18 protein-coding genes are annotated in these 18,311 nt (G+C 45.0%); 7 read left to right on the plus strand and 11 right to left on the minus strand.

The features are described 5' to 3' along the window. Positions 1-120: 120 nt before the first annotated feature. On the plus strand, positions 121-1,026 hold the full coding sequence (rimK, locus tag ACHFJ9_RS04335) for a 30S ribosomal protein S6--L-glutamate ligase (RefSeq protein WP_005393586.1): 906 nt from the start codon (positions 121-123) through the stop codon (positions 1,024-1,026). A 62-nt stretch (positions 1,027-1,088) separates the two neighbouring features. Further along, positions 1,089-1,517, plus strand: coding sequence for an ATP-dependent zinc protease (locus ACHFJ9_RS04340; protein WP_005393584.1), 429 nt, complete (start codon positions 1,089-1,091; stop codon positions 1,515-1,517). 66 nt (positions 1,518-1,583) lie between these two features. On the opposite strand, the gene ACHFJ9_RS04345 is transcribed toward ACHFJ9_RS04340, so the two are convergent. Then, a complete protein-coding gene (locus ACHFJ9_RS04345) occupies positions 1,584-2,309 on the minus strand; it encodes an MBL fold metallo-hydrolase (protein ID WP_048625145.1) in 726 nt (241 codons plus the stop codon). A gap of 323 nt (positions 2,310-2,632) precedes the next feature. On the opposite strand from ACHFJ9_RS04345, the gene speA reads away from it, so the two are divergent. The 4 genes from speA to ACHFJ9_RS04365 all read left to right on the plus strand — a co-directional run bounded on the left by speA (position 2,633) and on the right by ACHFJ9_RS04365 (position 9,559). Next, positions 2,633-4,543, plus strand: coding sequence for an arginine decarboxylase (gene speA, locus ACHFJ9_RS04350; RefSeq protein ID WP_053807970.1), 1,911 nt, complete (start codon positions 2,633-2,635; stop codon positions 4,541-4,543). 1 nt (position 4,544) lies between these two features. Beyond that, positions 4,545-5,465 (plus strand): agmatinase, encoded by a 921-nt coding sequence (gene speB / locus ACHFJ9_RS04355; protein ID WP_005393578.1) that lies wholly within the window; start codon positions 4,545-4,547, stop codon positions 5,463-5,465. Between the two features lie 411 nt (positions 5,466-5,876). Beyond that, positions 5,877-7,082 (plus strand): multidrug efflux MFS transporter EmrD, encoded by a 1,206-nt coding sequence (gene emrD, locus ACHFJ9_RS04360; RefSeq protein WP_005393574.1) that lies wholly within the window; start codon positions 5,877-5,879, stop codon positions 7,080-7,082. A gap of 311 nt (positions 7,083-7,393) precedes the next feature. Next, positions 7,394-9,559, plus strand: a complete 2,166-nt coding sequence (locus tag ACHFJ9_RS04365; RefSeq protein WP_395353944.1) for a S9 family peptidase — start codon at positions 7,394-7,396, stop codon at positions 9,557-9,559. Positions 9,560-9,774: 215 nt separating this feature from the next. Here the strand turns inward: ACHFJ9_RS04365 and ACHFJ9_RS04370 are convergent, their stop codons facing one another. The 10 genes from ACHFJ9_RS04370 to ACHFJ9_RS04415 all read right to left on the minus strand — a co-directional run bounded on the left by ACHFJ9_RS04370 (position 9,775) and on the right by ACHFJ9_RS04415 (position 17,380). After that, positions 9,775-10,770, minus strand: a complete 996-nt coding sequence (locus tag ACHFJ9_RS04370; RefSeq protein WP_395192351.1) for a porin — start codon at positions 10,768-10,770, stop codon at positions 9,775-9,777. A 215-nt stretch (positions 10,771-10,985) separates the two neighbouring features. Continuing rightward, positions 10,986-11,855 carry a metal ABC transporter solute-binding protein, Zn/Mn family gene (locus ACHFJ9_RS04375; protein WP_114323503.1) on the minus strand — a complete coding sequence of 290 codons (870 nt, stop codon included), beginning with the start codon at positions 11,853-11,855 and terminating at the stop codon, positions 10,986-10,988. Positions 11,856-11,877: 22 nt separating this feature from the next. Further along, entirely contained in the window at positions 11,878-12,753 is an 876-nt protein-coding gene (locus ACHFJ9_RS04380) for a metal ABC transporter permease (protein ID WP_065645584.1), read from the minus strand. Continuing rightward, complete coding sequence (locus ACHFJ9_RS04385) at positions 12,753-13,481, minus strand: metal ABC transporter ATP-binding protein (RefSeq protein ID WP_395353947.1); 729 nt, start codon at positions 13,479-13,481, stop codon at positions 12,753-12,755. Before ACHFJ9_RS04385 ends, ACHFJ9_RS04380 begins: the two co-directional genes overlap by 1 nt. Then, on the minus strand, positions 13,481-14,407 hold the full coding sequence (locus tag ACHFJ9_RS04390) for a metal ABC transporter solute-binding protein, Zn/Mn family (RefSeq protein WP_395353949.1): 927 nt from the start codon (positions 14,405-14,407) through the stop codon (positions 13,481-13,483). Before ACHFJ9_RS04390 ends, ACHFJ9_RS04385 begins: the two co-directional genes overlap by 1 nt. Positions 14,408-14,429: 22 nt before the next feature. Next, positions 14,430-14,984, minus strand: coding sequence for a DUF6162 family protein (locus ACHFJ9_RS04395; RefSeq protein ID WP_226420297.1), 555 nt, complete (start codon positions 14,982-14,984; stop codon positions 14,430-14,432). Further along, on the minus strand, positions 14,981-15,301 hold the full coding sequence (locus ACHFJ9_RS04400; protein WP_046873904.1) for a hypothetical protein: 321 nt from the start codon (positions 15,299-15,301) through the stop codon (positions 14,981-14,983). Before ACHFJ9_RS04400 ends, ACHFJ9_RS04395 begins: the two co-directional genes overlap by 4 nt. Before the next feature lie 42 nt (positions 15,302-15,343). Next, positions 15,344-16,174 (minus strand): DUF4198 domain-containing protein, encoded by an 831-nt coding sequence (locus tag ACHFJ9_RS04405; protein ID WP_053807978.1) that lies wholly within the window; start codon positions 16,172-16,174, stop codon positions 15,344-15,346. A gap of 15 nt (positions 16,175-16,189) precedes the next feature. Further along, positions 16,190-16,729, minus strand: a complete 540-nt coding sequence (locus ACHFJ9_RS04410; protein ID WP_006741224.1) for a DUF2271 domain-containing protein — start codon at positions 16,727-16,729, stop codon at positions 16,190-16,192. Positions 16,730-16,750: 21 nt separating this feature from the next. Next, positions 16,751-17,380, minus strand: a complete 630-nt coding sequence (locus ACHFJ9_RS04415) for a PepSY-associated TM helix domain-containing protein (protein ID WP_085344263.1) — start codon at positions 17,378-17,380, stop codon at positions 16,751-16,753. Between the two features lie 379 nt (positions 17,381-17,759). On the opposite strand from ACHFJ9_RS04415, the gene ACHFJ9_RS04420 reads away from it, so the two are divergent. After that, on the plus strand, positions 17,760-18,248 hold the full coding sequence (locus tag ACHFJ9_RS04420; RefSeq protein WP_006741222.1) for a hypothetical protein: 489 nt from the start codon (positions 17,760-17,762) through the stop codon (positions 18,246-18,248). Positions 18,249-18,311 lie beyond the last annotated feature (63 nt).

The raw sequence follows: 18,311 nt of genomic DNA on the forward strand, positions 1-18,311 counted from the left end.
CAACCACACATCTAAATCGTTGAAGTCAGTAGGTAATATCACCTAAATATCACATACCTGCTGCATTCTATACTCTATACTTATATTTTTAATTTGGTACTGACTTACTAAGGAATTGCCATGCGTATTGCTATTCTCTCTCGTAATGAGAATTTATACTCAACCATGCGCCTAAAACAGGCAGGTGAAGAGCGTGGACATCAAGTAGACGTCATCGATACTCTGCACTGTTATATGGACATTACGAGCAACAACCCTAAGATCCGCTATAAGGGTGAAGAATTGCCACAATACGACGCTGTGATTCCTCGCATCGGTGCATCCATCACATTCTACGGTACCGCGGTTGTACGTCAGTTTGAAATGATGGGCACATTTTGTGTCAACGAATCGGTCGCGATCAGCCGCTCTCGTGACAAATTACGCTCGTTGCAACTGTTATCGCGTAAAGGCATCGGCTTGCCGCGCACTGGCTTTGCTCACCACCCTGATAACATTCAGGACGTGATCAAAAATGTTGGTGGTGCACCTCTAGTGATTAAATTACTAGAAGGCACTCAAGGCATCGGTGTTGTGCTTGCTGAAACCAACAAAGCAGCAGAAAGCGTGATCGAAGCATTCATGGGGTTGAAAGCAAACATCATGGTGCAAGAGTTCATCGAAGAAGCTAAAGGCGCAGACATACGTTGCTTTGTTGTCGGTAATAAAGTGATTGCAGCGATGAAGCGCCAAGCGAAAGAAGGCGAGTTCCGCTCTAACTTACATCGCGGCGGCTCTGCACAGTTAGTGCGACTAAGCAAAGAAGAACGCGCTACTGCGATTAACGCGGCAAAAGTCATGGGGTTAAACCTATGCGGTGTAGATATCCTTCAATCTAAAAACGGCCCAGTGGTAATGGAAGTGAATTCTTCACCAGGTCTTGAAGGTATCGAGCTCGCTACAGAAAAAGACGTTGCTGGTATGATTTTCGACTTTATCGAGAAAAACGCAAAACCACACGCAAACCGTACTCGTGGTAAAGGTTGATAATTGTTTGAGTGAGAGCCTGCTTAGTAGGCTCTCGTATTACTCATCGCTAGGATGACACTATGAATCAGAAAATGATCATTGGGAACGCCGAAGCTATTTGCTTACCTGAGTTAGGGATTACTCACCTTGAAGCGCGCATTGATACGGGCGCACAAACCTCTTCATTGCATGTAGATAACATTGATTGCTTTGAAAAAGATGGTCAGTCTTACGTTGCATTCGATCTACACCCGGATGTTTATCATTTAGAACAAGTGGTTCGCTGCACAGCGAAGCTAAAGGCAAACCGTAAAGTTAAATCTTCAAACGGTACCTTTGAGCATCGCTGCGTTATCACCACCATGCTGCGCATGGGTGACAAACAATGGCCAATCGACATTACGTTGACCAACCGTGAAAAAATGACTTACATGATGCTGTTAGGTCGTCAGGGCATGGCAGACAAAGTGCTGGTAGACCCTAGCCAATCTCATTTATTGGCATCTTAACCCCGTAGCTTCAGATGAGTGATCGAACGTTTTTGTTGAGCATCACTCGTCTGGCTTTATCTTCGCCTACTTCCTACGAAATAGCGCAAACAACAACCCCTTCGCTTTAACCTTTGTGACGCGCCAATGGGTCATCGGCTTAGTCGGCGCAGTATGCAGAATGTGCTGATACGCTTTCTCATCAAAAGTCACCTCTCCCCCGTGCGCCAAAAGCAAACATTGCGGATCCATCTCAAACACACGCTTTAATGATTGGCGATATTGGTTTGGATGAAATATGGGAAACGGCGCAATCAGGTGTTTCTTAACTTGCACCATCAAATCCGCCACATACAATACATCTTGTTCAGAATGATAAACCGACAAATCTCTATCTGTATGTCCCTGCGTTTCTAGTACCTGCCAATCATCAAACCCCGGAATACACTCACCATCGATGAGTTCGATATCGGGCTTTAACTTGCGCGAATACCACAGGTTTTGCTTTGGTTTACGCATCCGGTTCGCCATCCAGCGCGCTAACATCAAATCGGTCAAATGCATTAGCCAACCATCTACACCGCTATACCATTGGCTCTCTCGCTTTGCGGCCAATAGCTTACATCCAGTTAAATCACGCAGTTTGTGTGCGCCACCAGCGTGGTCTGGATGCATGTGAGTTACAACGACCAACTTTAGGTCAGAAAAAGGACGATGGAGTTGATGTTCAATAAAATCTTTAAGGTGAGGAATATCTGCTCGACTTGCACCATCAAGCAACATTAATTTATCGGGATATTCGGCGAGATACATGGTCTGAATGTATCCCTGAATTCTGTGCAGCTGCAAAATATGTCCTTATTTGAGTGAGATTTTTCATGACCGCTTCCTTGCTGGTCAGACCAACTATAACAGCTGAATGGACGCTCTGGTAAACAAATGTTCACATCAGCGCACGACAAGAAATCATAATCGAGATGATAGATTTTAATCATTAGACTCAGCGGCACTTTTATCCGTTAATGCGCGCACACGGAGTTCGTGTCAGGGTATGAGGTTAATGCCTCATGATTTGCTTTTTTGTACTTTTCCTTCTAGTTAATTAAGGACTTAAGTACATTTTTGTGAGAATAGAGTTGGAAAAAGCAACTAAATTAGACCGCATCCGCGCGGACTACAACGTTCACTACTGGAGCCAAGGTTTCTACGGTATTGATGACCAAGGCGAGGTTTACGTATCACCTCGTAGTGATCGTGCACATCAAATCCCTTTCAGTGCCATTGTAAATGAGCTAGAAGCGAAGCAGTTAAATCTGCCTGTATTAGTGCGCTTCCCGCAAATCGTGCACCAACGTGTGCATGGAATTTGCCACGCTTTCAACCAAGCAATTGAAGAATACCAATATCCAAACAAATACCTGTTGGTGTACCCAATTAAAGTAAACCAACAACGTGAAGTGGTGGATGAAATTCTAGCGAGCCAAGCTCAACTAGAAACCAAACAGCTTGGTCTTGAAGCGGGTAGCAAGCCAGAATTGTTGGCAGTACTTGCATTGGCTCAACAAGGCAGCTCCGTGATCGTGTGTAACGGCTATAAAGACCGTGAGTATGTGCGTCTTGCACTGATCGGTGAAAAGCTAGGTCACAAAGTATTCATCGTACTAGAGAAGCTTTCTGAGCTGGATCTGGTGCTAGAAGAAGCGAAAAGCTTGGGCGTAAAACCGCGCCTTGGTTTGCGCATTCGCCTCGCCTCTCAAGGTGCGGGGAAATGGCAAGCAAGTGGCGGTGAAAAATCGAAGTTCGGTTTGTCTGCATCGCAAGTGCTCAGCGTTATTGATCGTCTGAAACGCGAAGGCAACCTAGATGCGATGCAATTGGTTCACTTCCACCTTGGCTCACAGATGGCAAACATCCGTGACGTACGTAATGGTGTGAATGAGTCTGCACGTTTCTACTGCGAACTGCGCGCACTGGGTGCAAACATCGAATACTTCGATGTGGGCGGCGGTTTGGCAGTCGACTACGACGGCACACGCAGCCAATCATCGAACTCGATGAACTACGGCCTTGCAGAGTACGCACGTAATATCGTCAACACAGTGGGCGACGTGTGTCAGCAATACGAACAACCGATGCCAGTGATCATATCTGAATCCGGTCGTTCACTGACAGCGCACCACGCTGTGTTGATTTCTAACGTAATTGGTACAGAAACATACCAACCGGAAGAAGTGCATGAACTTGGCGCAGATGCTCCACTTTTACTACAAAACATGTGGCGAAACTGGGAAAACTTACAAGATGGTACAGACGCTCGCGCGTTAATTGAGATCTACAACGATACCCAAAGTGATTTGGCAGAGGTACACTCTCAATTCGCAACTGGCGTGCTTAACTTGGAGCAACGTGCGTGGGCAGAACAACTGTCACTGCGCATTTACTTCGAACTAAGCCGCAAGATGAGCACTAAAAATCGCTTCCACCGTCCGATTCTGGACGAGTTGAGCGAACGTCTTGCAGATAAGTTCTTCGTGAACTTCTCTCTCTTCCAATCTCTACCAGATGCTTGGGGTATTGATCAGGTGTTCCCTGTTCTACCACTTTCTGACCTTGGCGATGCGGAAGAGCGTCGTGCGGTAATGTTGGATATCACCTGTGACTCTGATGGCGCGATCGATCACTACGTTGATGGTCAAGGCATCGAGAGCACGCTACCTGTACCAGCTTGGAGCAAAGACAAACCATACCTAATGGGCTTTTTCCTAGTAGGCGCATACCAAGAAATCCTTGGTGACATGCACAACCTATTTGGTGACACCCACAGTGCAGTAGTCAATGTTGATGAACACGGTCAATTTGAGATCAGTTACATCAATGAAGGTGATAGTGTAGAAGACATGATGCGCTACGTTCATATCGACGTGGATGCGATTCGTGACAATTACAAACAATTGGTTTCCCAAAGAGTTGAAGCCAATGAACAAGCACAAATCCTAGCAGAACTAGAACAAGGTCTAGCGGGATACACCTATTTAGAGGACTTCTGATATGAATGATTTGTTTACTAAAACCGATTATTCGCTTTACTCCAACTCTATGTCGTTTTTACGTCTACCGTACATTCGTAATCCGGTATCGGCAGACGCAGACGTTGTGGTGCTAGGGGTTCCTCTGGACATGGCTACATCTGGTCGTCCAGGCGCACGCATGGGGCCAGATGCGATTCGCCGTGCCTCAGTCAACTTGGCATGGGAAGGTAAGAAGTTCCCGTGGGACTTCAACGTATTGGATAAGCTGAAAGTGATCGACGCGGGTGACCTCGTGTTCGATTGCGGTGATGCGGAAGATTTCACTTACCGTCTAGAGGCAGCAACCAGTGAAATTCTAAAAAGCGGTAAAACCATGTTGGGATTGGGCGGTGACCACTTCATCACACTGCCTATCCTGCGTGCCTACGCGAAGCATCATGGTCAAATGGCTCTGATTCACTTTGATGCTCATACGGATACCTACGCAAATGGCAGTTCATACGACCACGGTACGATGTTCTACCATGCGCCGAAAGAAGGCTTGATCTCTGCGAAGAACTCCGTACAAATCGGTATTCGTACTGAATACAAACAGCAGGATCACGGCTTTAATGTGATTAATGCGATGCAAGCGAATGACATGTCGGTGAACGAGATCTTAGAAGAGATTCGTCGTACCGTCGCAGATAAGCCAGTGTATGTTACTTTTGACATCGACTGCTTGGACCCAGCCTTCGCGCCGGGAACAGGTACACCCGTTTGTGGTGGCTTGAACTCAGACAAAGCACTGAAGATCATTCGTGGCTTAGCCGGTATGAATATTGTGGGTATGGATGTTGTAGAAGTATCGCCTCCGTACGACCACAGTGATGTTACCGCATTAGCGGGAGCAACCATCGCGCTAGAAATGCTTTACGCATACGCATCTGGCCGAGAATAAACATAATCATTTCTAAGGGAGCTTCGGCTCCCTTTTTGTTCATGGTGCCTTCTGCAGTCTTTTCTTCGTTCGAACCATGTCTTGCTCTGGCTAACCAAAACAATTCTTATCCCCTCAATTTTAACCATAAAAACCAATGACCTACAAGTGGGTTTACATTCACAACAAATAAGAGATTTAACATAATTCAACAAAGAAAAGCAGCCTATTTCCGAATGCAAGTTAAGATTAGTTTTTCTAATGAATATTATAGATTTTTATCTTGCTCAACTTCACACTTTTCGATTGCTAATTGTACACGCAAAGACTAATATCTCGCGCAAATAGCCCCGTAACACCAAAAGTTTGTTGGCACTCTGCATTAGAGCGCTAAGGGTTTTTACGTCTTAAATTTTTTGGAGAGATACGCAAATGTCTGCTTCGTTTCCATTAGCGAAACTTACCTTTTTAATCGCAATATTGACTGCCGTGGGTCAAATGACCCAAACAATGTACGTGCCTTCAATCGGTCATATGGCGGGTGAGTTTTTGGTGTCTGCGTCATCACTTCAAGCTGTGATGGCTTGTTACCTAATTCCATATGGCTTATCGCAATTCGTGTACGGTACGTTATCGGACCGCTTAGGTCGCAAGCCAATCATCATAGCAGGCCTACTTATCTACATCGTAGGTACATTGGTGGCGCTCTTTGCACACCAATTTGAATGGTTCTTGATTGGTAGTTTCATCCAAGGTTTAGGTATTGGCTGCGGTGGTGCGATGTCACGCACTCTGACTCGCGACTGTTTTGAAGGTTCTGAGCTACACAGAGCAAATAGCTTAATCAGCATGTGTGTGATTTTCTCACCATTGTTGGCTCCCGTGCTTGGCGGATACTTAACCGAAGCGTTTGGCTGGCGCTCTAGCTACCTATTCTTAGCGCTGTTTGGCATTGCAGTGGTGATTACCATGATGACCAGCATGATGGAGACGCTACCAAAAGAGAAACGCAAGTTCGAACCAGTAGCCAAAAGCTACAAACACGTTTTATCAGATCGCCGCTTCCAAGGCTTTTTGATCTGCCTAGTTGCGACGTTTGCTGGCGTAGGTGTGTTCGAGGCAGCAGCTGGGGTATTGCTAGGTGGTGTATTGGCATTACCAGCGACCACAGTAAGTTTGCTGTTTATCTTGCCGATCCCGGGTTACTTGGTGGGTGCGGGCTTATCTAGCTACATCGCGCAGCGTCGCTCTGAGCGTCGTGCTTTAAATGTGGGCTTGGTATCGATTTTTGTTGGCTCTGCTATTGTGCTCATCCCTGGCTTGTTTGGTTTAACCACGGCGTTAACGCTGGTTGGTGGCGCAACCGTGTACTTTTTGGGTGCGGGTATCCTATTCCCAGCAGCAACAACCGGAGCAATTGCGCCATTCCCATATCATGCAGGAACAGCAGGCGCGACATTGGGTGGCATGCAAAACTTGGGAGCAGGTATTGCGACCTTGCTTGCATCACTATTTCCAGCGCATAACCAGATGCCACTAGGTGTTTTGATGATGGCAATGTCGGTAATTGCAATGCTTGGGCTCATGTGGGTAAATCGAGCGCACAACCACTCAAACGAAGTGCCGCAAGTCATCTGATCATTATCGACTAACGTTCAAAATCCAAAAGGGACACACTAAACTAGTGTGTCCCTTTTTTCATATCACACTATATCGATTTACTGATGAGAATGATTTAACTTTCGAATTGATATTTGTTAAAAATAACAGCTGCTTACACAATGTGTTTTCAGCTCCCTTCAAATTGAGTAGCCAACTCGGAATTATTGAGAATTCTCACTTTTTCGGCACACCCCATAACAAAGAATGGACAACTGAAAACCACTAACGAAATGAAAGCCCAGCCCTCAGGATGAGGCCACTTGGGCGTATAATAAGGATAAAAACAGATGCGTTTCACTTTAACTACGTTGGCCGTCTCGGTCGCTCTTGTCGCCGGATGCAGCAATCAAGGAACTCCCAGCATGACTCAATACTCCCAATCACAGATCGTTGCTCAACAAACTCAAGCTCCGGTTGCGAAAAAAGTCCCTCACGCGATGACTATTCATGGTGATACTCGCGTTGATAACTACTACTGGATGCGTGACGACGAGCGTAAAGATCCGGAAATTTTGCAGCACCTAGAGCAAGAAAATCAGTATGCGGAAACCGTTCTCAAGCACACTGAAGCTCTTCAAAATGAGCTATTTGAAGAAATTAAAGGTCGCATAGCAAAAGACGACAACTCCGTTCCTGTGCGTAAAGGCAACTACTTCTACTCAAGTGAAGTGACCGGAGATAACGAATACGAAGTTCACCTTCGAGCTAAAGACTTTGCAGGCAAAGACAAGCAAGTCATTTTAGATGTCAATGAACTTGCAAAAGAACATGAGTTCTTCAGTATTGGCGGCTTGTACGTTAGTCCGAATGAAAACTTACTGGCGTATGGCGAAGATACATTAAGCCGCCGCGTTTACACTCTTAAGATCAAAGACCTGACAACAGGCAATTACCTACAAGATGAAATCGAAGGCGCCTCAAGCGCGATTGCATGGCAGAACGATAACAACGCCTTTTACTACATCAAAAAAGATCCACAGACCTTGCTGGGCTACCAAGTGTATCGTCATGTTTTAGGCACGCCACAAAGCAGCGATGAGTTGATTTTTGAAGAAACCGACAGCGCCTATTACACCTCTCTAAGCAAAAGCAAAGATGGCGAAGATATTTATATCTGGCATTCCAGTACAGAAACCAGCGGCGTCTCCATCATCGATGCGAACAACCCTAAAGCAAAGGCGAAGCCTTTTTATCCTCGTGAAAATGGCATTGAATACAGCATTTCTAAGCTAGGCGATTGGTATTACATTTATACCAACTATCAAGCCGTGAACTTCCGTTTGATGAAAGTTAAGCAAGAAGAGATGCACAATCGCTCTAAATGGCAAGACGTGATTGCCGCAGACGACAACACTCAACTTGTCGACTTCGAGCTATTCGATGATCACCTCGTCTATGAGCAGCGCTCTAACGGCCTAGCAAGCGTCACTGTACGTCAGCTCTCTACAGGAAAAGAATTCCCCCTCACATTTAATGACGATGCGTTTGCTGCCTATTTGACAGGTAACCTAGAGCTGGATAACGAGAGAGTTCGTATTTATTACAGCAGTTTAACCACTCCAGGAACCTACTACGATTTCGATCTAAAAACGGGCGAGTCAGAAATCATGAAGCAAACACCTGTACTTGGTGATTTTAATCCTGACAATTACCAATCAGAACGCATTATGATCACAGCCCGTGACGGTAAAGAAGTACCCGTTTCTTTGGTGTATCGTAAAGACTTATTTAAGAAGGATGGTACGAATCCACTCTACCAATATGGTTATGGCTCTTATGGAGCAACCATTGAGCCAACTTTCCGCTCGACACGTTTGAGTCTATTAGACCGCGGCTTTGTTTACGCCATTGCTCATATTCGTGGATCTGAAATGCTTGGCCGTCCTTGGTATGAAGATGGTAAAAAACTGACCAAGCAAAACACATTCAACGACTTTATTGATGTGACTAAAGGTTTGGTTGAACAAGGCTATGGCGCGAAAGATAAAGTCTTCGCTGTTGGTGGCTCTGCAGGTGGTCTCTTAATGGGGGCAGTCATCAACCAAGCACCAGAATTGTATCGCGGTATCGGTGCACATGTTCCGTTTGTGGACGTGGTAACCACCATGCTCGATGAATCAATTCCATTGACCACCAATGAATATGATGAATGGGGTAACCCAAATAACAAAACATACTATGACTATATGTTGAGTTACTCGCCTTACGACAACATCAAGGCGCAAAACTACCCAAACATGTTGGTAACGACTGGCTTGCACGACTCTCAAGTACAGTACTTTGAACCAATGAAGTGGGTCGCCAAACTTCGTGAAATGAAGACAGACGATAACGTCTTGTTGTTCAAAACCGATATGGAAGCCGGACACGGCGGCGCATCTGGTCGATTTAAACGCTTAAAAGAAGATGCGCTAGAGTATGCGTTCTTCCTCGATTTACTCGATAAAAAATAAGCGTATTAATAGAACTGCATCTCTAACAACAAAAATGCCCGCAACTTGCGGGCATTTTTTATAGACGCGCTCTCTAAACAGAGAGTTGGGGTACCTAAGCACATCATTACCAGTGTCTCTTATAGCCAACGGAAAGCAGAAAGAAAAACGCCTACTCACAACGAGTAGGCGTTAACACAATAAATGTGTTTAGGCAGTAGAAACTGGCCTATTTATTAGAAGTAGTAACGAGCACCTAGAGTCCAGTAGTCGTTCTCTTCGCTAGTGTAATCGTTACCTAGGTCAAACTGGTAAGCAGCAAACGTTACGAAAGCAGGAGTTACAGCGTACTCTGCTTGTAGCGCAGTTTCGCTTGAAACTGTCTTGTTGTCTTCTTCGTCTTCTACGCCTTCGTAGTTAACGCTGAATGTCCAATCGTTTACGCCGTATGCCAAAAGAGCTTCAAGTTGAGAAGTCTCTTTACGCATGTCGTAGAAGTAATCGTTCATACCGTATACTACTGCTGCGTATAGACCTGAACCGTACTGACCGTAGTTTACAGAGAATAGGTGTGATTCAGCATTCTTAGTACCTAGAGTCGCGTTTTTAACATCACCGCCGCTGTATACGTAGCCTAGACCAAAGCCAGCTACAGAACCGCTCAGTGCAACTTGACCACGTTGCTCGTATGTTGTTGCATCTGAAGTTTGCTCACCTTGCCAACCTAGACCTAGGTTGAAAGCAAAGCCTTCACCAAATTCAAAACCTTTACGGTAGCTAAGCATTTTATCAGCACGAGCTGAGCCTAGGTTGCCGTGGTTGTCGTACAAAAAGTCGTTCGCAAACGCGATTGGTAGATCCGCAACACCAGCTACATCGTAGTAAGGTGACCATTGAGTACCTGCCACAAGGCGACCGTACTGCTCGTGAGTTGCACCGATGTAACCTAGACGAGTTTTGAATGACTGTTCACCACCGTCAAGGTAGTTAAGTGCCCATTCGCCTTTAGCGTCGATAGTAATACCGTTGCCAATGTCTTTCTTACCCGCAACGTTAATACGTGGAGACACTTGGTGAACTTTTACATCTTCTTCGAAATACTCACCCACGCCAACTGAAACGTGACCGCCGATCGATAAAGATGTACCATCGCTGTTATAAACTTCTGCTGCGAAGGCCTGTGAACCACATGCTAGTGCCGCCACTGCAACGGCTAGAGTTTTCATTTTCATTGTTAACATCCGTATAGTTGTTTGTACCGGTTCGCTTAGAGACAGATTAAATCCGAATCAATCGCAACGAACACATAACAAAGTAGTAATGAAATAGAAATGAAACAAACACTTTCTTATGCAACCAGTGGTATTAATGCTCACATTTTGAACTAAGTCACAAAAAAATAGGGAACTTTTCATTCCCCATCATAAAATCTGTGGCTTTTTACGTGTCACATCTCCCAACGTGCGAGTGGCTTCTCAGTTTTGATACCCTTACTGCCCCAGCGGTCAATAACATCAATTTGCAGTATACGACTCGGTTTAATAAGCGATGTCAAGGTTTTCGACGGTCGTTTATCCGTCACTAACCATAGCGTTTTATCTTGTTCAAACTGAGCTTTTAAAGATAATTTGTCTTCTTCTGTCCACTCGAGTTCTGGCTTAAATTCGCGCCCAACCACAAACAATTGGTTGCCAGAGGCAAAGTCCTCTAGTGACTCACTCATCAGTACCACTGAATCGATGCCTTTATCGAAGATCTCTGCCTGTTGTTGGTTGATCAGTTCACGCACATTGAGCATAAAAGCCTGTTGATTCGTTTGAATCGCCTTTTGGTGTTCAGGATATACACGTTGTAGATCCTCTCCAACAATGCCCGCCATTCGGATTAAGTTTGTAGGGTTCAGCCACGCGTACTTCGATGTTGACCCGTTTTCCAATGTCAGTGCTGCAACTCCTTGAGCTCTAGGAGAAATGGCCTGCGATGCATCGATTTCAATCAAGTGAATGTTGCCCTGTCGAGCGTAAACATAAGTCGGGTCTTGTTTCCAAATAGCACCAAGAGTAATAGCAACCGTCGCGGCTTGACCCGCTTGCTTAACTTGCTCTGTACCTTTATTTGCGAACCAGTTCTCAAGACGCTCAACGCCGTAACGCTTTGGAGGCAGATACTGAGTCTCTATCCCTGTACCTTTCATGAGTTGCTCAGACAACATGTACGTGACGGGAGTGCTGGTTAAAATGTCTTTGGCGCTTGCCAACGATGGAAGTGTCGTCGCTATAACCAAACCAAAAGTTATCGCTAATTTTTTTATCTTCATGTTCATTACTTTATAAAAAGGGTTACGCTTTTTTGATAATTCGGTAAACCGTTGCTGTTAGGAAAAATGCCGCAGAAACAATGATGATGGATGCGCCTGATGGCACTGGTAGCTCAAGCTCCATCGGCAGTATGGTTCCGACTAAACACGCAATGGTTGCCAATAAAGAAGAAAGGAGAACGAAACTGCCCATGCGTTTAGTCAATAACCTAGCCGTTGCACCAGGAATCAGTAGCAATGCACCAACCAATACCGCGCCAATAATCTTTACCGCGGCGATGGTGACCAAGGTGATCATCATGACAAATAAGTAATCATAAAAGCTGGTATTAAAGCCGCGTACACGTGCAATATCCGGGCTAATACAAGTCAGCAAAATGCGGTTAAACGTTGGAATAAGAAGCAGTAATATGATCAAACAACTGATCGCTAAAATAAGGATATCGTTGTCCGTCACAGTCAAGATCGATCCGAACAACACGTTCTCCAACATGTGAATGTTGATCTTACGAGCGACGTACATTAACAGCGCAGCACCAACCGCTAACGCTAGTGCAAGAAAAACCCCAACCAGTGTATCGTAAGGTACATTGGTACGATTACGAACAAAGTGAAGCAACAGCGCAAAAATCATACAAAAGCTAAACAAGCCGATGATCGGATTCTCTGGCGGCTCACCGAGCAACACACCAATCGCGATTCCGGTAAGCGCAGCGTGCCCAACCGCTTCAGAGAAAAAAGCCAGTCGCTTGGCGATGACTAATGTCCCAAGACCACCAAGTAATGGTCCTAATATCAACGCAGCCACAATTGCGTTCACCATGAAGGCATAAGAAAAGCTATCGCTTAACCATCCAGCTTCAACGCCGCTAACCGCTAACTCTCGTAACCAATCCATTATGCAGCCTCCACTTTTGCTGTGTAGTGCTTAAATAATGTTTCTATACGATCAGGGCTTAGCACATCTGAATGGTGACCTGACGCCACAATTTGACGATTTACGACATGGACCTGAGCATCTAAACGGCGCACTGCGGTCACGTCATGGTGTACTGCCAGTACCGTTTTGCCTTCTCCAACGACTTCATGAATCAAACCTTCAAGATACCGAACACCTTGCTCGTCCATACCAGTTGTAGGTTCATCTAAAACCAATAAATTGGGCTCATCCAGTAAAGCTTGCGCAAACAAAACACGCTGTTGCTCACCGCCAGAGAGTTGCCCCATACGACGATCGCAACGCGTTGCCATGCCCACGCGATCCAGCTGGGCCAGGGCATGTTGAGTTTGTTTAGTTTTACGTCGCCAAAATAGAGGGATACGGGTTTGATTAAGCAGCACAAAATCCATCACGGTTAACGGGAGGCTTGCCTCGAACATCGCCTTTTGTGGTACATATCCTATCTTACCCGATGCAGCTGATTGCTCTGGCCAATTGAGCGCTATGTTTCCCGAAAATGGTGTTAGCCCAAGTATCGAACGAAGCAAAGAGGTTTTCCCACCACCATTCGGCCCCATGATAACGTGGCATTTATCGCTCTCGAATTCAGCGCTGATGTTCTGCAAAATAATATTGTCGGCGTATTTTAGGCCCACGTTACTTAAGGAAACGGAAGGTCCAGTCATTACTCCTTTTCCCCTGCTCGCTTGCTCGCAACAAACTTCATTGCCTCAATGAGCGTTTCCACGTTATCTCGCATCTCAAGTTCGACTTTATCAGCCTCATACTCACCGTGAGTCATGTGAGAAAAGCGATAAAGCTGCACCCCAGTCGCCTCTTCGATGGTATCAACAAAACGGTTCGGCATATTGAGCTCATAAAACAGCACATCAATACCCGATTCACGAATTTTCTCAATCGTTTCCTGCAACTGACTGGCACTTGGTTCAACACCATGAGCAGGCTCAATGACAGCGGCAACGTCAACACCAAACTCCTGAAGGATATATCCGTAAGCATTGTGGGTTGTCGCCACCTTCATACCAGCCGTGTCCAACTCACCAAGAGACAACATTGCATCACGCTTCATCAGGCGGAAAGTTTTCGCATATTTACGAGCATTTTGGCGATAAAAAGTAGCGTTGTCTGGGTCCAGTTTACTTAGCTCACTCGCGATGGTGTAAACCTTTTGAATAGTGGTCGATAGACCAACAAAGGTGTGAGGGTTCACTGCACCTTGACCAACTGACTGCCCCATCGCCGGTAACAGAGGCACTTCTTTGTTCGCTTCGATAACCACGAGATCATCACGCTGAGAGGCTTTGATCACTTTCAGTGCAAAATCGTCATGACCAATACCATTGATCACTATCGCATCCATTTCATTTAAACGTTTAAGATCATTGGGTTGCGGTAAATAGTTATGAGGGTTAAAACCAGCATCGACCAGAGGAATGATGTTCGCCTTGTCATCAACAACAGCTTTGACATAGCTGTAATAAGGTTGAAGCGTAATACCAATACTGAGTTTATCGGCAGCAAAGCCTGTAGAAGACACCGTCAATAACACGGTGGCTGTAAGAATACGACGTAAAAGAGAGCGTTTGATCATAGTACTTATCAATTATGTTGTCTTAATGGGCGTGAGAATGGGAAGAAGAGGAATCTGACAGAACGATTTGTTGCCAGCCATGCTGGCGGCGTTTTGCTAGATCGCTTAGTACCTCCGCATTTAATGATCGGCTAGAATCACTAAACCAAATATCAGCTTGAGAGCCACGGCTATCCAGAAGCATAGAGGCAGAACCTTGGGCATTTTTCTTCATGCCAATGTAGACTCCGTCATCGATTCGTTTCCACTGATGAGACCCTTTGCGCTTCCAATTTTGGTCTTTTACGAATGGAGCAACCCAAAGCGCCTCCATGTCAGAGACCTCAGGCCAAGTTCCAGTTTCTAGCTGCAAATCACGAATCTCTTCATGAGCAAGCTTAAGTTCAGCGATCAAACCCAACTCGTTTTGATGTAAGTCCGTGATTAAAACTTGATGAGCCTGTATGTCTGGCTTTTCATTCGCGACCTGATGGTAGGGCATAAGTATGGCTGCAGAACCGAGAATCACTGCTATAGTCAGTGCGACCCACTTTCCTTCTCGGTTACCATCATCAGGGCGAACTTTCTGTACACTCATTTCTCTTTCAGCTCAACGATATCCACTTCCACCGGGCTTTCATGTCCGGCATCAAATACCAAATAGAAATCTGTTTCAGGGTGAGTAAATTCTGCGATGGAACGCTTATCTGTTTTTTCTTTGGCGATCAGATTGTCGTCGTAATCGTACATTTCGACATCGTAGTCGACCGCTGTCGATCCATCCGAGTAGCCCGCTTCACAAATCACTTTATCTTGCGCCAAGTGACAACTCATCAGAGGGAAGTGTGCAGCAGCGTGAAAAGAAGCAAATCCAGAAAAAAGCAAAGCAGCTTTGAGAAGAGAAGTGTTATTCATGATGATTCCAAAATGGCCCAGCGATTGCTGAGCCTAATTCGATTAGTTAAGTTGAGTTTCAAACGTAAGGTGAACATTGGCACTCGCTTTATCCGCCAATGGATTATCTTTTAATTCACCTTTGTAGTTCGCTTTCATTAAGTAGCGCCCTGCGACCTCTGGCGTGAAGATCACTTTGCCATCTTTATCACTCACCACATCGATTTGTTCTTGATGATTTCGGTACATGGTGCCTTCTCGTGTAATCTCCGCTGTGACGCCCTCTTGTGGCTCACCATTGAAGAAAAACTGGAAAGTGACTGGTTCACCTTCAATGATGTCCGATGGATGCGTGACCGGCTTCATCTCCAGCATTTTGCCTTCAATCTCCAACGCTTTGTCCGTTGGCATACCAACCGTAATGTAGCTTTCTGCTCGGGTGTAGCTTAGTTGAGTAACCACATCACGCACCTGTTCTGGAAGAACATCATGACGCTCAGCTTTGTTTGCTCGCGCCCATTTCACCGTATCACGACGACCCGCTTTGTATTGGGTGTAGTAGCTCGGCTGATTATTGATCGCGACTTTGTGCGTGCCTTCTTCCGTAAAAAAGAAATCAAACATAGAACGACGTTTGCCACGAACAACAAAGTTAGGACGCTCAGAACGGCCATCCGGCATCACCACGAACGCTTGGTCACTACCCGCAGGCTTATCAAAAACAAACGTTCCGTGAGAAGCAGTAACATCAAATGTCAGCCAGTCACCGCCTTCTTTTGAAACCGTAAAGTGAGAAGGCAGAACCCAACGTGGATGCGCTTGTGCGGTGGTTGTTGCAGCCAATCCCATTGCCATTACACTCGCCAATGCCACTGCTTTGATTTTGGTTTTCATTGTTGTGTCCTTTAATCACTTAACTTGATAATTGACGGTGATGACACCCGTCTCTTGTGTTGGTTTAAGCTCATAGCGCACTTCACTGTCCGCTAGCGTTATTTTTTGACGTAAGTAGTTTCGCCCACCATGTTCACGAACAACTTCGACGTACAACGTGTAATTTCCTTGCTCCAAACGCTTTCCTGCATCATTGGTTCCGTCCCAGACAAAACGGTACTGTCCAGCAGGGCGCGTTGCAGACGTCACCGCATCAACAAGTTCACGATCATAACGACCCGCTTTTCTCCACCAGCTGCGCAGGTCTTTTAGCCATTCGTCTTTTCCTACCCATAGCTGAATGGTTTTAACCGGTTTACGCTGGTCATTTTCAACCCACACCGCCACATAAGGGCGTGCGTACATTGAAGTGTCTATCTTTGGAAGTTCGAATTCGAAATCGATCTTCGCGTTATCTGGTAGAGGAGCCGCAGAAAGAGAGAAAGGAGCAAAAGCCGCGATCAAAGCGGCTTTACAAAAGTGATTACGGCGGAAAAATCTTCCTGTGTTCAACATAAGTGTTCTCTAAAAAAGCTGTTATGGAACAGCAACAAAATAAATCACGAGCGACAGTAACGTACCAAAGCTCATCCATTGCATTGACGTTCTAAGCGTCTTCTTCTTAGGCAGTAATAAGCACACACCTGTTAGAACAAAAAACACCATCAAAAGCGCAGTGACGTCGATAAACCACTTCCAAATCCCACCACTGTTGCGGCCTTTATGTAGATCGTTCAACAACGCAACAATACCGTAGTGCGTCGTTTCAACCTCTGCCGCACCGGTGGTCATATCAATAAAGACCGTAGCGTTATAACCTGGGCCTTTAAAATCCATAGACAGCTCTCCGAGTAACAACTCACCTTGCTCAACTTCGGTATACACATCTAGTGCGGAGGGAGTGCCGCGAAGCTCGGTTTCTTTAGTCAAGAAAGCCACCAGCCCTTCACGATTAGGTTGAAAGGTATCTGAATGTGAGAATAGAACTGAGTGCGGAACCGTCAGAGTATGTTGTTGAATGATAGGTTCACGGCGTTCAAATAATTCGGGGCGATTGAGGGTAATTCCAGTTATTGCAAAAAACAGCGTAACTAAAAGAAGAGCCATCGAAATATAGATATGTAGGCGGCGAGCCCAAGTTTGAACACCTTTGCTTTTAAGCAGCATAGAAACAATCATCACCAATAAATGTGGGGCATAATTTAGGTGATAATCATTCGTATTGGCATTTAATTTACATTGTTTACTTTTTCAATTCAGCTTGGCTGGCGCATGTTGTAACTATTTGCGCCAATATGAGTGACCAATTGCCTACCCTCTAGATAATAACCCTATTGATTTTAATGACTCAAAATTTAATGATATTTCCAATACTAAAAAGTGGGATAGACTCCACCAAAATGCGCCTTTATGTATATTTAATGAAAAACTTAAAAGCTATCGATAAGCTAGATTAAAAAGGTAAGCTAAGAAGTTAGTGTAGGGTTAGATAGAGAAGATTTTCTGATGCTAGCCAAACGTTATGGTGCAGTTCAGAAGGAAAAATATGAACAAGAATGTTGTAATAATTCTCTTATCACTTTTCTCAAGTGTCACTTTCGCAAGTGAAAAGTTTGAAGCCAGTTTGTTTAACAACGTAAGCCAATCTATCGATAATTATGGTGCGAAAATAAAGCAGTGCGAATCTATGGCAGACCAGAATACACCTGACAAACAAACTCTAGAGTATTCAAAGAAGCATATAGAAGCATTTACTCCTGTTCTGCCGTTTTTAAGCGAGAAAGCTTTTGAGGCTTGTGTATTAAAAGAGAAGCAAGAACTAGCGTATTATCTATTAATAGCAAAAAATAACGCTTCAAGAACTTCAACATTAAAGCTTGTAGAATCGACTGAAAGCCTTACTTTTCATATCGAACCTACATCGAGAGAAAAGTTTGAAACACTGAGCAAAGTACATCAAGAATATATAGAGAAAAGCCCCTTTTTCTCCCGACCATTTGATGCGTTAGCCTTTTATGAAAAGCTCATACAGTAAATAGCCTTTATTACTTTAGACAAAAAAATACCCGAGACTGAGCTCGGGTATTTAATAAAAATG

The sequence above is a fragment of the Vibrio sp. D3 genome, assembly GCF_043995865.1.
GTDB lineage: Bacteria > Pseudomonadota > Gammaproteobacteria > Enterobacterales > Vibrionaceae > Vibrio > Vibrio diabolicus.

Coding starts and splice junctions, on each gene's coding strand:
- ACHFJ9_RS04415 (WP_085344263.1), bottom strand. CDS start 17,380: ATGCTGCTTAAAAGCAAAGGTGTTCAAACTTGGGCTCGCCGCCTACAT.
- speB (WP_005393578.1), top strand. CDS start 4,545: ATGAATGATTTGTTTACTAAAACCGATTATTCGCTTTACTCCAACTCT.
- ACHFJ9_RS04340 (WP_005393584.1), top strand. CDS start 1,089: ATGAATCAGAAAATGATCATTGGGAACGCCGAAGCTATTTGCTTACCT.
- ACHFJ9_RS04345 (WP_048625145.1), bottom strand. CDS start 2,309: ATGTATCTCGCCGAATATCCCGATAAATTAATGTTGCTTGATGGTGCA.
- ACHFJ9_RS04380 (WP_065645584.1), bottom strand. CDS start 12,753: ATGGATTGGTTACGAGAGTTAGCGGTTAGCGGCGTTGAAGCTGGATGG.
- ACHFJ9_RS04385 (WP_395353947.1), bottom strand. CDS start 13,481: ATGACTGGACCTTCCGTTTCCTTAAGTAACGTGGGCCTAAAATACGCC.
- emrD (WP_005393574.1), top strand. CDS start 5,877: ATGTCTGCTTCGTTTCCATTAGCGAAACTTACCTTTTTAATCGCAATA.
- ACHFJ9_RS04390 (WP_395353949.1), bottom strand. CDS start 14,407: ATGATCAAACGCTCTCTTTTACGTCGTATTCTTACAGCCACCGTGTTA.
- ACHFJ9_RS04420 (WP_006741222.1), top strand. CDS start 17,760: ATGAACAAGAATGTTGTAATAATTCTCTTATCACTTTTCTCAAGTGTC.
- ACHFJ9_RS04410 (WP_006741224.1), bottom strand. CDS start 16,729: ATGTTGAACACAGGAAGATTTTTCCGCCGTAATCACTTTTGTAAAGCC.
- ACHFJ9_RS04365 (WP_395353944.1), top strand. CDS start 7,394: ATGCGTTTCACTTTAACTACGTTGGCCGTCTCGGTCGCTCTTGTCGCC.
- ACHFJ9_RS04400 (WP_046873904.1), bottom strand. CDS start 15,301: ATGAATAACACTTCTCTTCTCAAAGCTGCTTTGCTTTTTTCTGGATTT.
- ACHFJ9_RS04395 (WP_226420297.1), bottom strand. CDS start 14,984: ATGAGTGTACAGAAAGTTCGCCCTGATGATGGTAACCGAGAAGGAAAG.
- ACHFJ9_RS04370 (WP_395192351.1), bottom strand. CDS start 10,770: ATGAAAATGAAAACTCTAGCCGTTGCAGTGGCGGCACTAGCATGTGGT.
- rimK (WP_005393586.1), top strand. CDS start 121: ATGCGTATTGCTATTCTCTCTCGTAATGAGAATTTATACTCAACCATG.
- ACHFJ9_RS04405 (WP_053807978.1), bottom strand. CDS start 16,174: ATGAAAACCAAAATCAAAGCAGTGGCATTGGCGAGTGTAATGGCAATG.
- ACHFJ9_RS04375 (WP_114323503.1), bottom strand. CDS start 11,855: ATGAAGATAAAAAAATTAGCGATAACTTTTGGTTTGGTTATAGCGACG.